Here is a 13405-nt window from a genome sequence, read left to right on the forward strand (position 1 = left end):
TCATGTTTATGATATAATTTTTTTGAAGGGGTGAGCAAATTGATAAAAATAGATACGTTGAAATTTTTTCAACCGACACCTGAATACAGAAAGCTTGTTATATTGGAAGCTTTGTATGAAAATCCTAAACTTTCTCAAAAAGAACTTTCAGCCATAGCTGGTGTTGTTCCGTCTTTGGTGAATAAATATATTAATGAATTAGAAAAGAATGGATATATTGAAACTAAGGATCTAGGAAAAAGCAAAATTTATAATGTTACAGAAGAAGGTTTGTCGGAATTATATTATTTGAAACTTTCATTTTTTAATGATATAGTTAATTTATCAAAAAAGATAGATTCTCAGCTTGAAAATATTTTCTTGAAATTAAAAGGAAAAAATGAAATAGGCATTTATGGAGCAGGTCTTGTTGGAAAAGTTTTGGCTGAGCTTTTGTTGAATAGAGGGTATAATATAGTTGTATTTTTTGATGATGATAATAGTAAAATTAACTCTAGAGTTTTTGGCATACCAATTTTGCCACTCAATTCGAAAGTTAGAATAGATGCTTTAGTAGTAGCATCTATAAAAAATTCTGAACAAATGGTAAAAAAAGCTAAAAAGTATGATTTTACTGATATCTATGTATTTAAAACGGAGGAATTTAAGTTGTCATGGCATGGATAAAGTTTTTTTCTTTGATTTCTTTAGCAATTTTATTTGTTATATTTTTGTTTCTTGAAAGTTCATACGACTTAGATTTTAGTAGATTAGGTGTTGTAAATAATTTTGTTACTGAAATATATTTAAGAAATAGATTGTATGACACTCTTTTTGAGGTTTTGGTTTTTTCACTTGCTGCAATGGGAATATTTTTATTTAATTATTCAGAAGAAAGGCAAAAATTTCATTTACATGAAACTCACATAAGAATATTATTAAAGTTTCTTAGTTATTTTGTGATATTATTATCATTTTATTTAGCATATTATGGTGATAAGACTCCTGGTGGAGGTTTTTCAGCTGGAGTAGTTGGAGGAACTGGTGTTTTACTATACTCTCTAAGTACTACATTTAATGAGATTGAGTATGCATTTGAAAAGTACAAAATAAAGCTTTTTGAAAAAATTGCAATATTCATTATATATGGATTTTCGATCTCTTCTTTGCTGGGCAGTGTTCACGTAAGATTACTAAGTATATTAATATACCTTAAAGTAATGTTTGGTATGTGGATAATCATATACAGTTTTATAAAGCATAGAGGAATTGTTTAATGAATTTATAGGGGGTTGTTTTATGTTTTTTGAAAATGTTTTGAAAGATGTACCTAACGAACTTGCCAAAGAAGTTTTTAAAGCAAAAAGCGATCTTGAAAAAAACTTTAACGATTCACAAGTGAAAAGAAACTTTATTGAAATTACATGGGAATTGTATGGATATTTGCTTGAAAATATAGACGAAAATTATGAAGTTGAAAAACGTCTTTTTTTAAGGTATGGGTTGCTCGAACCTAGATATTTAAATTCCAGGGATTTTGAAAGAATAAAAAGCATTCCTTTTGTGGATGATAAAGAAAATATATTTTATGTTGATGAATGGATGCTTGCTGTTAAAAAGGGATTAGTAAACGAAAGCAGCTTCATGGAGGTAATTGAATCTCGAAAAAATGTTGCCCCAAAAAATGTTTCATCATTTGAGATAGCATTTAATGAGAAATTGGAAGAAAGAAAATTCATTGAAAGGCAATTAAGGGAAATTGTTAACAGCATTGAAGATGAAGGAAAACCATATCGAAAATCTATCTTGAGCTTGATTGATCAAGCTATAGAAAAATTGAAAAAATTAAAACTTGTAAACAGAGAAGTTGAGATTATTTTTGAGCAACTTAACAAATTAAAAGAAGAATCTCAAATAAATGAAAAAGCAGAAGATAATTTCAATAAAAAAATAAGGGAGCATGAGGTTATAATACAAATGATAAATAAATCTATTGGAAGACTTGGGAATCGGTTTTTAGTTTTAACCTCTATTTTTTTAAATAGTATTACTGCGATTGGTTCAAAAGATCTAGTTGAGAGTAAAATCAATGAATTTGAAAAAATTGATTATAAAATATTTGAAAGAAAGATTCGAGGCACAAGTATTAAATTAAAACCCTATTTTATAATAGTTCCTGGGTATGGAGACTATGGATTTTGTTGGGAGCCTTTTGAGGGATTAAATGTTATTAGTGGGCGTGGCAGAGTGGTTATACCTATGTTTCCTAAAAATATTGATGTTGCTATTTTAAGTGCTTTGGGAGATTACAGGTTAAAGGCAGCGAAAGAATTAGCATTTGGGCGTTGGATGGAAGAAGGATTGACAGGAGAAATATACAATTATTTAATGGATAATAAAATTAGAGAGAGAATTGATGAATTTTTTGTAAAAAGATATATACTTTGGATTTTGAAGGAATCAAATGGTGTTCAAAAAATTGAAAAGGAAATTAGAGAAATATTCTGGAGGTACATAGAATTTCCTGAAGAAATAAAAGCTAAACTTTCAAATATAAGCTATATTTATTCTAATTTATACGAAAAAGATAAAAGGAGGAAGAAAAATTGGGAAAATCTTTAAAATTAATTCTTACCTTAATCTTTATTTGTTTTATAATTGGAATGTTTTTCTTTCTCAAAGGAGTATTTGCTGGAGAAATAATATTAAAAAGGTACATTTTTAAATTTGGCTTTTTTGAGCTTAGATGGTATAGCTTTTTAATAGTTACGGGAATAATTATTTCCTATTATCTTGTAAGAAGAAGGTTGAAATATTTTAATATTAACCCTGATGATTTAGATGAAGCTGTTTTTTGGGGGATTTTATCATCAATAGTTGGTGCAAGGACATATTATGTAATATTTATGTGGGACGAGTTTTATTCAAAGTATCCTTCAGAGATTATAAAGATCTGGCATGGTGGACTTGCAATCCATGGTGCTGTTATTGGTGCCATTATTTCAACTTTTTTGTATACTCGCTTGAAAAAAAATTGTTCTTTTACTTTTTTGCAAGGAACAGATCTTTTAACAAGTGTTTTACCTTTAGGTCAAGCAATTGGAAGATGGGGAAACTTTTTTAATTATGAAGCATATGGTGGGCCGACTAATTTACCATGGAAGATGTTTGTTCCCCCCGAAAATAGGATGGTTGGATATGAAAATTATTCTTATTTTCATCCTACGTTTTTGTATGAAAGTATATTTGATTTTTTGATATTTTTGTTTTTGTACAAATATGATTTGAGGTGGAAGAAGAATAATGGTGAAACAACGGCATTATATTTTATTTTATATTCTGCAAATAGGTTTTGGATTGAGGGATTGAGGACAGATAGTTTATATTGGGGTAAAATTAGAGTGGCACAATTGGTGAGTCTCATATTAATTATTTTAGGGATTATTATGTTTATTTTGGTAAGAAGAAAAACGGAGGTGAAAAAATGATTGATAGGCAAAAAGTTATTAGTGAATTAATTTCGCCTAATACTTCAAAAATTGTTTTATTGGTTATGGATGGTATTGGTGATATTCCAAATGAAGAAGGTTTAACCCCTCTTCAAAAGGCTAACACGCCAAATTTAGATGCTCTTGCACAAAAGAGTGATTTAGGTCAAACAATTCCAGTTCTTCCTGGTATTACTCCTGGTAGTGGACCAGGTCATTTGGGATTATTTGGATATGATCCTTTAAAATATCAAATTGGTAGAGGAATATTAGAGGCTCTCGGAATCAATGTTGAAGTTGGTGAAAATGATTTGGTTGCTCGTGGAAATTTTGCAACTATTGATGGAGATATTATAGTTGACAGAAGAGCAGGAAGGCCATCTTCAGAAGAAAGTGCAAAGGTTGTAGAAATTTTAAATGAAAATATCAAAGAAATAGAAGATGTAAAAATAACATTTTATCCTGGAAAAGAACATAGATTTGTTGTTAAACTTACAGGTGAAGGCTTAATGGATAAATTAGAAGATGCGGATCCTCAAAAAGAGGGAAAACCTATAAAGTACACAAAGGCTTTAGATGAATCGTCCAAAAAGTCAGAAAGAATAGTTAACATTTTACTTGATAAAATAAAAGAAGTGTTGAAAGACCAACCAAAAATGAATTTTGCACTCTTGAGAGGTTTTTCAAAGCACCCAGATATGCCAAAATTTGGAGATGTTTTCAAATTAAAACCTGCAGCAGTTGCAGTATATCCAATGTATAAGGGTCTTGCAAAACTTGTTGGTATGGAAGTTGTAGAGGCAGGTCAAACTATTGAAGATGAATTTAATACTGTAAAAAAACTTTGGAATGAGTATGACTTTTTCTATGTTCACATAAAGAAAACCGATTCATATGGTGAAGATGGTAATTTTGATTCGAAAGTAAAAGTTATAGAAGAAGTTGATAAATTTTTGCCAATACTTTTAGAATTAAATCCTGATGTTTTAATAGTTACTGGTGATCATTCAACACCATGTGTCATGAAAGGACATTCATTCCATCCAGTTCCTTTAATGATTTATGCGAAGAATACAAGAAGAGGACTTTCAAAATTGTATAATGAGTTTGAATGTGCAAGAGGAAGCCTTGGAACAATCCATGCAGTTGATGTGATGCCTCTTGCTCTTGCATATGCTGGAAGATTAGAAAAATATGGAGCATAATTTATGTATTTTCTCATTTTTTTATCTTCAATATTAGGGGCTTTAATAGCCCCTGTTTTTTCTTTTCCAAAGTTTGTGATTTTTTTACCATTTTTGTTTTTTAAAAAGAGGGAGTATTTTTGGATTTTATTTTTCTTTCTTGCTTTTAACATTTTATCAGTTATGAACTTTAATGGTGAATTTGAATTTGTTGGTAGAGTAATTCAGACAAATGACAGTTATTCTCTTGTTAAAGGAGATATTTTTTATGACGGGAAATGGGAAAAATTAAATGTTTTAGTGGGAGTAAATAAGGAGATACCATTGGGAGATATTGTTTATTATTATGGACCTTTTGATGCAAAAAAATATTCATATCCAAAAGTAACATTAGATAAAAATAGGGTGATTGTCTCACCCTATTTTTCTTTGGTTAGAAATATTTATACAAAGACAGAAAATTTTCGTGAGAAAATATTAAAATATAGCAAGATTTACTATGGACTTTTCGGTGGAAAAGTAAAAGATAAAATATATTCAGATAGTGGACTTTATCATTTTTTTAGCATTTCTGGGTTACATATTTCTTTAATATTTGCCATTTTAACTTCTGTTTTAACGTTTTTTAGCCTTTCTGATTTATCAAAAAAAGTTATTGCTTTAATGGTTTCGTTTCTTTTTTTAATTTCTTGTGGTAATAATTTACCGTCTTTAAGAGCATTTTTATACCTTTTTTTGGTAATTTTATTTGAAAAATTACTTCCAAAAATGTCAAAAATAGATATTTTAAGTTTTGTTGGTTTGTTCTTTTTATTTTTTCAGCCTTTTTTGGCGTACTCACTTTCTTTTTATATGACTTTTTTTAGTACGTTTGGTATATTAAGTGTTGAAAATAACAAATTAAAACCTCTGGCAGCATTTTTAGGTTGTGCACCCTTTTTATCATTATTTTCAAATGTAAATGTTTTTTCAATAATTGGAACTTTTGTGCTTATTATTCCATTTCAAATTATATTAATTAGTTTGATGATTGCATATTTCTTTTACATTTTAAATTTCTCGTTAGTAGTTGATTTTATTTTAAAACTCAATCTTCCTATTACAAAATTCATAGAGTTTATTTCTGGTATTTTTTCAAGATTTCCTAAGATCCCTGGAGGAACAATCACTTACTTTTTGTTTTCACTTTTGTTCTTTGCTTTTTTACTACATTTTGGACAAATTCCATATATTTTGAAATCAAAATCTTCAAATTGAAAACCCTGTGAAAGCAATTCTTTTTTTATTATTTCAAGGTGCTTTTCTTCAATTTCATATATTTTTCCACATATTTTACATATAAAATGATGATGCATTTTTTCTTTTTTAGCAAGTTCATATCTGTATATTCCATCCCCAAAATCAATTTTTCTTAAAAGTCCAAATTCGACAAGAAGATCGATTGTTCTATACACGGTTGCTTTGCTGACAGTATGTTTATTGGAAAATAATAATCTATAAACATCTTCAGCGCCAAGGTGTTTAGATTCATTATCAATAAAAACTTTAAGGACTAGTTCTCTTTGTGGAGTCATTCTGTATTTTTTATTTTTTAATTCCTTTTTCAGAGTCTCAATATACATGTTTTTCCTCCTCTTAGACATTCATAATTGGTTTAATATCAATTTTCCATCCAGTTAATTTTGCAGCAAGTCTTGCGTTTTGTCCGCCTTTACCAATAGCTAATGATAATTGATTTGGGGAAACGATAACTCTGGATGCTTTATTTTCGGAATCAAGAATTTCAACTTCTATAACATTTGCTGGTTGTAATGCACTTGCAATTAATTCTTTAGGGTCATCTGACCATTTAATTATGTCAATTTTTTCCCCGTTTAATTCTTTCAATATTGCTGCTATTCTGATACCTTCTTCACCAATACATGCACCAACAGGATCTACTTTTGGGTTATTTGATTTTACAGCAACTTTAGTTCTTATTCCTGGTTCCCTTACTATTTTTACTACTTCTACTACTTTTGATTCTATTTCTGGTACTTCAAGTTCTAAAAGTCCTTTAATAAACTCCTCGTTTATTCTTGTTACTAATATTTTTGGACCTTTTTTATCTTTTTTTACATCTTTTACGTACACTTTGATTAAAGATGCTGGTTGTATTTCCTCACCAGGAATCCATTCTTTTTTTGGTAGCCTCGTTTCTAGTTTGCCGATTCTTATGTCAGCCCAATCTTTTGTAACTCTTACAACTTCTGCAGTAGTTATTTTTCCAGCAAGTTCTGAATATTTTTCAAATTGTTTTTCTTTTTCTATTTCCCTGATTTTCTGGATAAGCACTTGCTTTGCTGTTTGAGCAGCAATTCTTCCAAATTTTTTTATGTTTAATCTTTTTTTGACAATATCACCAATTTTTGCACTTGAATTAATTTTAAGAGCTTCTTCTAAAGATATTTGTAAATTTGGATTTTCAACATTTTCAACTACTTCAAGAAGTTGGTATGCTTCAATTTCTCCTGTTTGGCGATTGATAATTATCTCAACATTCTTTTCGCCACCGAAGTCCTTTTTGTAAGCACTAATCAAAGCTTTTTCTATGACAGGTATAATTTCATCAACCTTAACACCTTTTTCTTCTTCAAGTTGTTCAAGTGCTTGTAGAAAGTCTAAATTCATACTTTTCCCTCCTATATATCTATTTCTAAATTTGCTTTTTTGATTTGGTTATATTTAATTTCTTTGATTTTTTTATTATTTTCTTCTAAAAAGATAACTGAATCTTTTACATCTTTTATATATCCGATTATTGTTTCATTTTCCAATTTGATTTTTACTTTGTTATTTATAAATCTTTTAAAATCATCAATATTTCTTAATGGCCTATCAAGTCCTGGAGAAGACACAGTTAAATAATAGCGTTGAGGGATTATATCTAGTTTGTCTAATTGAAATTCCACTTCTCTTGAAATATTTTCACAATCTTTTGTACTTACATAATCAAGTGGATTGTCAATTACGATTTCTAAAAACCATTTTCCAGATTTGTTGTAATATTTAATATCAAATAATTCTAGATTATATTTTTTACATGCGTTTTCGGCAATTTCTTTAACTTTTAAAACTATTTCTTTCATAATATCACCCCTCATAATATAAATACTAAACCGGGACATATAGTCCCGGTTTTCTGGCGGAGAGGGTGGGATTTGAACCCACGGACGCCTTGCGGGCGTCACACGCTCTCCAGGCGTGCGCCTTCGACCCCTCGGCCACCTCTCCAATTCTGTAACCAATATGAATTTTATCATAAAATAAAAAAATTGCAAGTAGTAACAATTTACATTTTTTGGAACTAATATTATAATGCTAAATGAGGAAAAGATTAGGAGGTGCAATAATGAGACTATTTTTTGCAGGGATTTTGATAGGTATAGCAAATCTTATTCCAGGTGTTAGTGGAGGAACAATGGCAGTCATTGCTGGTGTTTATGAAAAACTTATTTCTGCTATATCTAATGTATTTAAGTTTAAAAAGCAGGATTTGAAAATTTTATTTATTGTTGGACTTGGAGTTTTAGCTTCGATATTTTCATTATCGAAGTTTTTTGAATATTCCCTTCAAAAGTTTCCATTTTATATGTACAGTTTTTTCTTTGGACTAATATTTGCTTCAATTCTATTTTTAAAGAGGAAAGTAAAATTAAATATAGTTCCACTAATATTGGGTATATTATTGGTTATAATCCCTAATTTTTTGCCACATTCTTCCAATTCGTCTATTTTAAAAATTGTTATCGCTGGATTTGCAGGTGGAGCTGCTATGGTTGTCCCTGGATTAAGTGGTTCTTTGATGTTACTACTTTTAGGAGTTTATGAGTATATTATTAGTGCAATAAGTAATTTAAATATAGGAATATTGCTAATTTTTGGAATAGGTGTTCTTTTAGGAATTTATGCAATTTCACTTGTCATGAAGATTGCATTTGAAAGATATGAAAATTTTTCTAAGAATTTAATCCTTGGCCTTGTTATAGGTTCACTTTACCCAGTTTATCCCGGTTTTCATGGAAGCGGAAATATGATTTTAGGTTTATTTTCAGCTATTTTAGGATATTTTTTAAGTTATATGCTTTCAAGATATATGATATAATATCATGGGGAGGTGTAATAATGGAAATAAAAATAACAACTCCTTCAAAAGAAGAGTTAGAAAAATTAGGAGTTTTTTCATGGCCAATTTGGACTAAGGAAGTTTCAGAATTTGATTGGTATTATGATGAAACAGAGGTATGTTATATTCTTGAAGGCGAAATTGAAGTTGAAACAAAGGATGGTAAGCTTTACAAAATTAAACCAGGTGATTTAGTTGAATTTCCAAAAGGATTAAGTTGTAGATGGAAAGTAAAAAAAGCGGTTAGAAAACATTATAATTTCAAATAAGTCGGGGGTGGATCTCAATGAATGTTGAAAAAACTACCTTAAAAGAGTTTTGTGATATGGTTGCAGATAAAACACCAACTCCTGGTGGAGGAGCAGTTGGAGCTATTGTAGCAGCTTTAGCTGCAGCATTAAATCAAATGGTTGCAAACTTGACTATAGGAAAGAAAAAATATGCCGATTTTGAAGAGACAATGGAAGAAGTTTTAGAAAATATGAACTATTCAAGGGAAAAGCTTCAACATTTAGCGTATGATGATATAAGCGCTTTTAATAAAGTTATGGAGGCAATAAAAATTCCAAAAGATGATCCAACAAGGAGTGAAAAATTACAAGCAGCATTAAAAGAAGCTGCCGATATTCCATTTGAGCTTGCAAGAGAAGCAAGGAATGTATTAAAATTTTCTCTAGTAACTAGTAAACATGGAAATAAAAACGCTATTTCTGATGCTTACTCTTCCGCTGAGCTAGCATATGCAGCATTTAGAATAGGTATGTATAATGTTCTAATTAACTTGTCGAGCATTAAAGATGATGAGTTTGTAAAAAAGTATAGAGAAGAGCTTGAAGAATTAAAAAATGAAGTAGAAGGTATTTATAAATCTATTAGGGAGTTGGTAAAAGAGAATGGCTTTGAAATTTGAACTGTTAAAAATTTCCGGAAATGCTAGAAGAGGAAGAATTCATCTTCCACATGGTGTTGTAGAAACGCCGACGTTTATGCCTGTTGGAACGAATGCGAATGTAAAATTAATGACTCCAAGACTTTTAGATGAAGTTGGAGCGCAAATTATATTGGGAAATGCGTTTCATTTGTACCTTAAGCCCGGATTAGATGTTTTTAGATTTCATGGTGGAATTCATAATTTTATGAATTGGCATAAACCAGTACTAACCGATAGTGGCGGATTCCAGGTTTTTAGTTTAAGGGAAGGTCGAAAAATTACCGAGGATGGAGTCTTAATACGTTCTCCTTTGGATGGTAGCAAACACATGATTACCCCTGAACTTTCGATGGAAATTCAACACGCTATTGGTTCAGATATAGTAATGGCTTTTGACTATTGTGCAGAACCTGGAATAAGTCATCAAGATGCGGTAGTTGCGCTTGAGCTTACAAGTCTTTGGGCCGAAAGAAGTTTAAAAAAACTTCGTTCACTTTCTGATCAAGCAATATTTGGAATAGTTCAGGGTGCTTTTTTCAAGGATTTAAGGCTTAGAAGTGCTAAAGAAATAACAAGTATGAACTTTGATGGATTTGCAATTGGTGGATTAAGTGTTGGTGAAGAATATGATATTACTCTTGATATGACTAAATTTACCGCTCCTCTGCTTCCAGAAAATAAGCCAAGATATTTTATGGGAGCAGGTTCCCCAAAATTAATTGTTGATTTGGTAGATTCTGGTGTTGACATGTTTGACAGTGTCTTGCCTACACGAGTTGCAAGGCATGGACAGGCTTTAACTTGGAAAGGGAAACTCAATATAAGATCTGCAAAATACAAATTTAGTAAGGAACCAATTGATGAAAGTTGTGGATGTTATACATGTAGAAACTTTTCAAGGTCTTACATAAGACATTTATTTGACAGGGGGGAAGTACTGGGCCAAATACTTCTAACCATTCACAACTTGCATTTTATGATGGATTTAAGTAAAAAGATAAGAGAAAGTATTGAAAATGATACTTTCCAGGAACTGAGGGGGGAGGTTTTAAAGTATTATGCGTAAAAGTTTTGTAGTTTTCTTAATGATATTAGGTTTATTTGTTTTTTCGATGAGGACTGTTAAAAGTCCAGTTGACCTTCTAGAAGGCCAAAGTGGAGTAGGTGTTAAATTTGGAGTAATGTTTTTGGATAATTGGTTGACTAACTTTGAATTAGATTACTTTGATCAGGAAAATTCTTTGAATGGTTTATTATATTTGAGAACAGAAAATAGTGAAAATGAATCAATAAATAGCATCGGGTATGTTATTAAAGGTGTGTCAAAAAATTTTCAATGGGGGACTAATTTTGTTTTTAATAGTTTAACTACTGAATCTACTGTAAGTAGGTCTTTAAGTGTAGGAATAGGATTTGAAGCTGCATTATCAAATTATTTTAATATAGGAGCTTTTATTGATGACTTACCTCTTTATGCTCAAAAACCTTTTACATTTTTTAAGCCAAATGTTGGTATTGATTTTAGTTTTGGAACGAGTAATTTTAATTTATACGGTGCTTTGAAATATGTAAAACAAGAGTATATTCAGTTTAATTTAGGTCCTGTTATTTCATTTACCAATCTTTATTTTGACGTTTTTTGGGTACCTGAATATATTGTTAAAGATAATGTTATGCTAAATAAAATTAGTGGAGATTTTAAAATTAAATTAGAAGATTTATCCATTTCAATTTTTGGCTTTTATGCGTTTGATAGAAATTTTTTGGTTGATATTCCAATGCATTATGAAGAAGCACCTTATGGTTATGAAGTAAATATTGAGGTGAAATTTTAATATGAAAAAGATTTTGGGAAAAGATGATATAAGAAGGTCATTAATGAGAATTTCTCACGAAATTTTAGAAAGAAATAAAGGAGCCCAAGAAATTGTTTTACTTGGAATATATACAAGAGGATACTATTTGGCTAAAAGAATATCAGAAAATATTCAAATGATAGAGGGTATTGCAGTTCCAGTTGGTGGACTTGATGTTGGGCCATTTAGGGATGATGAAAAAAAGACCAAAGAAGATAAGAGTAATATAAATTTTGAAGTAAAGAATAAGGTAGTAATATTAGTGGATGATGTTTTGTTTACAGGCCGAACGATAAGAGCGGCTATGGATGCAGTTACAAGTAGGGGAAGGCCAAAATTTATACAATTAGCTGTATTGGTAGATAGAGGTCATAGGGAGTTTCCTATACGTCCAGATTATGTTGGAAAAAATATTCCAAGTTCAAAGGAAAGAGAAACTATTAAAGTTAGGATAAGTGAAGTGGATGGAGAAGATTCGGTGTATATATTGGACAAGGAGGAAGAACAGTGAGATACTTTGGAACAGATGGAATTAGGGGAGTTGTTAATGAATTTCTAACTCCAGAGCTAGCTTTTAGACTTGGTAATGCTGTAGGAAACATGGTTAATGGAAAAGTTTTTATTGCAAAAGATACGAGGAATTCAGGTGATATGTTAGAAGCAGCTCTTATTGCTGGTATTACTTCTGCAGGCGCTGATGTGTATAGGTGTGGAATAATGTCAACTCCAGCACTTGCTTTAATAACCAAACTTGAAAATGCAGCTGGAATAATGATTTCTGCATCTCATAATCCTCCCGAATATAATGGATTGAAGGTAATAATGAAGGGTTATAAGTTGCCTGATAGTTTAGAAGAACGTATAGAAAATGAAATGCAAAATGTAAAATATAATTCTTTTGAAAAGGTTGGAAGAGTAATTGATTATAAGTTAGCTGAAGAAGAGTATTTTAATTATATAAAGGAACTTTATAAGAATTTAGATTTGTCAGGATTGAAAATTGTAATGGATGTTGCTAACGGAGCAACGTATAATCTGAATCCTAAAATTTTAGAATATTTTGGAGCAAAAATTGAAGTTGTAAATAATGAACCTGATGGTTTTAATATAAATAAAGATTGTGGTTCAACTCATCCAGAAAACATAAAAAATTACATAGTTAATGGAAAAATTGGAGTTTTGCATGATGGAGATGGTGATAGGTGTATTTTTTTGGATGAAAATGGTCAGGAATTTCATGGAGATAAAATTATAGGTTTGACAGCATTACAGTTAAAAAAAGAAGGACGTTTAAAGAACGATAAGGTAGTGGTAACGATTTTATCTAATATGGGACTTGAAAGATTTTTAAATGAAAATTCAATAGATGTAGTAAGAACTAAAGTTGGTGACAGATATGTTTTGGAAGAGATGCTAAAGGAAAATATAATTTTAGGTGGAGAAAGAAGTGGTCATATAATTTATCTAGATAGATCTACAACAGGTGATGGTCTTATTACAGCACTAGAGACGTTATCAGCTGTGGTAAATTCTGGAAAAAGATTAGTTGAGTTATCGAAATTAATACCTGATTATCCGCAAGTGATGATAAATGTAAAGGTTAATGATAAGGAAGTTTATAAATCAAAAGAAGTATTTGAAAAATTAAAATCAATTAAAGATTATAGAGTTATAGTAAGACCATCTGGAACAGAACCAGTTGTAAGAGTTCTGGTTGAAGGTCCAGATATGGATGAATCAACAATTATAGCTAATGATATAGCAGATTTAATAAAAAAACTTGATGATAAAAAGGAGTGATA

General features: G+C 30.3%; 16 protein-coding genes and 1 tRNA gene. 13 read left to right on the forward strand and 4 right to left on the reverse strand.

Annotated elements, in window-relative coordinates:
* The first annotated feature begins 30 nt into the window (after positions 1–30).
* The 6 genes from EO083_RS01310 to EO083_RS01335 are packed head-to-tail and all read left to right on the forward strand — an operon-like array spanning position 31 to position 5908.
* Positions 31–666 (forward strand): winged helix-turn-helix transcriptional regulator, encoded by a 636-nt coding sequence (locus EO083_RS01310; RefSeq protein ID WP_241229917.1) that lies wholly within the window; start codon positions 31–33, stop codon positions 664–666.
* Positions 654–1256 (forward strand): Na(+)/H(+) antiporter subunit B, encoded by a 603-nt coding sequence (locus EO083_RS01315; RefSeq protein WP_126992418.1) that lies wholly within the window; start codon positions 654–656, stop codon positions 1254–1256. Before EO083_RS01310 ends, EO083_RS01315 begins: the two co-directional genes overlap by 13 nt.
* Before the next feature lie 22 nt (positions 1257–1278).
* Positions 1279–2601, forward strand: coding sequence for a DUF8509 domain-containing protein (locus EO083_RS01320; RefSeq protein ID WP_126992419.1), 1323 nt, complete (start codon positions 1279–1281; stop codon positions 2599–2601).
* 41 nt (positions 2602–2642) lie between these two features.
* Entirely contained in the window at positions 2643–3467 is an 825-nt protein-coding gene (gene lgt, locus EO083_RS01325; RefSeq protein WP_206512268.1) for a prolipoprotein diacylglyceryl transferase, read from the forward strand.
* On the forward strand, positions 3464–4672 hold the full coding sequence (locus EO083_RS01330; RefSeq protein ID WP_126992421.1) for a 2,3-bisphosphoglycerate-independent phosphoglycerate mutase: 1209 nt from the start codon (positions 3464–3466) through the stop codon (positions 4670–4672). The genes lgt and EO083_RS01330 overlap by 4 nt, the downstream gene beginning before the upstream one ends.
* Positions 4673–4675: 3 nt before the next feature.
* Positions 4676–5908, forward strand: a complete 1233-nt coding sequence (locus EO083_RS01335) for a ComEC/Rec2 family competence protein (protein WP_126992422.1) — start codon at positions 4676–4678, stop codon at positions 5906–5908.
* Here the strand turns inward: EO083_RS01335 and EO083_RS01340 are convergent.
* From EO083_RS01340 to EO083_RS01355, 4 genes are all read right to left on the reverse strand, one after another.
* Entirely contained in the window at positions 5821–6273 is a 453-nt protein-coding gene (locus tag EO083_RS01340) for a Fur family transcriptional regulator (RefSeq protein WP_126992423.1), read from the reverse strand. The two genes, EO083_RS01335 and EO083_RS01340, sit on opposite strands and share 88 nt — an antisense overlap.
* Positions 6274–6286: 13 nt before the next feature.
* Positions 6287–7321, reverse strand: coding sequence for a transcription termination factor NusA (gene nusA / locus EO083_RS01345; protein WP_126992424.1), 1035 nt, complete (start codon positions 7319–7321; stop codon positions 6287–6289).
* 11 nt (positions 7322–7332) lie between these two features.
* Positions 7333–7779, reverse strand: a complete 447-nt coding sequence (gene rimP / locus EO083_RS01350; RefSeq protein WP_126992425.1) for a ribosome maturation factor RimP — start codon at positions 7777–7779, stop codon at positions 7333–7335.
* 54 nt (positions 7780–7833) lie between these two features.
* Positions 7834–7924, reverse strand: a tRNA-Ser gene (locus tag EO083_RS01355).
* A gap of 118 nt (positions 7925–8042) precedes the next feature.
* Between EO083_RS01355 and EO083_RS01360 the strand changes: the two genes are divergently transcribed.
* The 7 genes from EO083_RS01360 to glmM are packed head-to-tail and all read left to right on the forward strand — an operon-like array spanning position 8043 to position 13403.
* The gene (locus EO083_RS01360; protein WP_126992426.1) at positions 8043–8795 is read left to right on the forward strand and encodes a DUF368 domain-containing protein; all 753 of its coding nucleotides are present in this window, start codon (positions 8043–8045) and stop codon (positions 8793–8795) included.
* A 20-nt stretch (positions 8796–8815) separates the two neighbouring features.
* Positions 8816–9085 (forward strand): cupin domain-containing protein, encoded by a 270-nt coding sequence (locus tag EO083_RS01365; protein ID WP_126992427.1) that lies wholly within the window; start codon positions 8816–8818, stop codon positions 9083–9085.
* Between the two features lie 17 nt (positions 9086–9102).
* Positions 9103–9726, forward strand: coding sequence for a cyclodeaminase/cyclohydrolase family protein (locus EO083_RS01370; RefSeq protein ID WP_126992428.1), 624 nt, complete (start codon positions 9103–9105; stop codon positions 9724–9726).
* Complete coding sequence (tgt, locus tag EO083_RS01375; RefSeq protein ID WP_126992429.1) at positions 9710–10813, forward strand: tRNA guanosine(34) transglycosylase Tgt; 1104 nt, start codon at positions 9710–9712, stop codon at positions 10811–10813. Before EO083_RS01370 ends, tgt begins: the two co-directional genes overlap by 17 nt.
* Positions 10806–11582: a hypothetical protein gene (locus EO083_RS01380; RefSeq protein WP_126992430.1), complete on the forward strand. Its 777-nt coding sequence runs from the start codon at positions 10806–10808 to the stop codon at positions 11580–11582. The genes tgt and EO083_RS01380 overlap by 8 nt, the downstream gene beginning before the upstream one ends.
* 1 nt (position 11583) lies before the next feature.
* Complete coding sequence (pyrR, locus tag EO083_RS01385) at positions 11584–12114, forward strand: bifunctional pyr operon transcriptional regulator/uracil phosphoribosyltransferase PyrR (protein WP_126992431.1); 531 nt, start codon at positions 11584–11586, stop codon at positions 12112–12114.
* Positions 12111–13403 carry a phosphoglucosamine mutase gene (glmM, locus tag EO083_RS01390; protein ID WP_126992432.1) on the forward strand — a complete coding sequence of 431 codons (1293 nt, stop codon included), beginning with the start codon at positions 12111–12113 and terminating at the stop codon, positions 13401–13403. Before pyrR ends, glmM begins: the two co-directional genes overlap by 4 nt.
* The last annotated feature ends 2 nt before the right edge of the window (positions 13404–13405 follow it).

The organism is Thermosipho globiformans (assembly GCF_003990895.1).
GTDB classification, from domain to species: Bacteria; Thermotogota; Thermotogae; order Thermotogales; family Fervidobacteriaceae; genus Thermosipho; species Thermosipho japonicus.

Bases quoted from the DNA above. Each gene is read 5' to 3' on its own strand.
- EO083_RS01315 (WP_126992418.1), top strand. From the start codon at position 654: ATGGCATGGATAAAGTTTTTTTCTTTGATTTCTTTAGCAATTTTATTT.
- EO083_RS01320 (WP_126992419.1), top strand. From the start codon at position 1,279: ATGTTTTTTGAAAATGTTTTGAAAGATGTACCTAACGAACTTGCCAAA.
- lgt (WP_206512268.1), top strand. From the start codon at position 2,643: ATGTTTTTCTTTCTCAAAGGAGTATTTGCTGGAGAAATAATATTAAAA.
- EO083_RS01330 (WP_126992421.1), top strand. From the start codon at position 3,464: ATGATTGATAGGCAAAAAGTTATTAGTGAATTAATTTCGCCTAATACT.
- EO083_RS01335 (WP_126992422.1), top strand. From the start codon at position 4,676: ATGTATTTTCTCATTTTTTTATCTTCAATATTAGGGGCTTTAATAGCC.
- EO083_RS01340 (WP_126992423.1), bottom strand. From the start codon at position 6,273: ATGTATATTGAGACTCTGAAAAAGGAATTAAAAAATAAAAAATACAGA.
- nusA (WP_126992424.1), bottom strand. From the start codon at position 7,321: ATGAATTTAGACTTTCTACAAGCACTTGAACAACTTGAAGAAGAAAAA.
- rimP (WP_126992425.1), bottom strand. From the start codon at position 7,779: ATGAAAGAAATAGTTTTAAAAGTTAAAGAAATTGCCGAAAACGCATGT.
- EO083_RS01360 (WP_126992426.1), top strand. From the start codon at position 8,043: ATGAGACTATTTTTTGCAGGGATTTTGATAGGTATAGCAAATCTTATT.
- EO083_RS01365 (WP_126992427.1), top strand. From the start codon at position 8,816: ATGGAAATAAAAATAACAACTCCTTCAAAAGAAGAGTTAGAAAAATTA.
- EO083_RS01370 (WP_126992428.1), top strand. From the start codon at position 9,103: ATGAATGTTGAAAAAACTACCTTAAAAGAGTTTTGTGATATGGTTGCA.
- tgt (WP_126992429.1), top strand. From the start codon at position 9,710: ATGGCTTTGAAATTTGAACTGTTAAAAATTTCCGGAAATGCTAGAAGA.
- EO083_RS01380 (WP_126992430.1), top strand. From the start codon at position 10,806: ATGCGTAAAAGTTTTGTAGTTTTCTTAATGATATTAGGTTTATTTGTT.
- pyrR (WP_126992431.1), top strand. From the start codon at position 11,584: ATGAAAAAGATTTTGGGAAAAGATGATATAAGAAGGTCATTAATGAGA.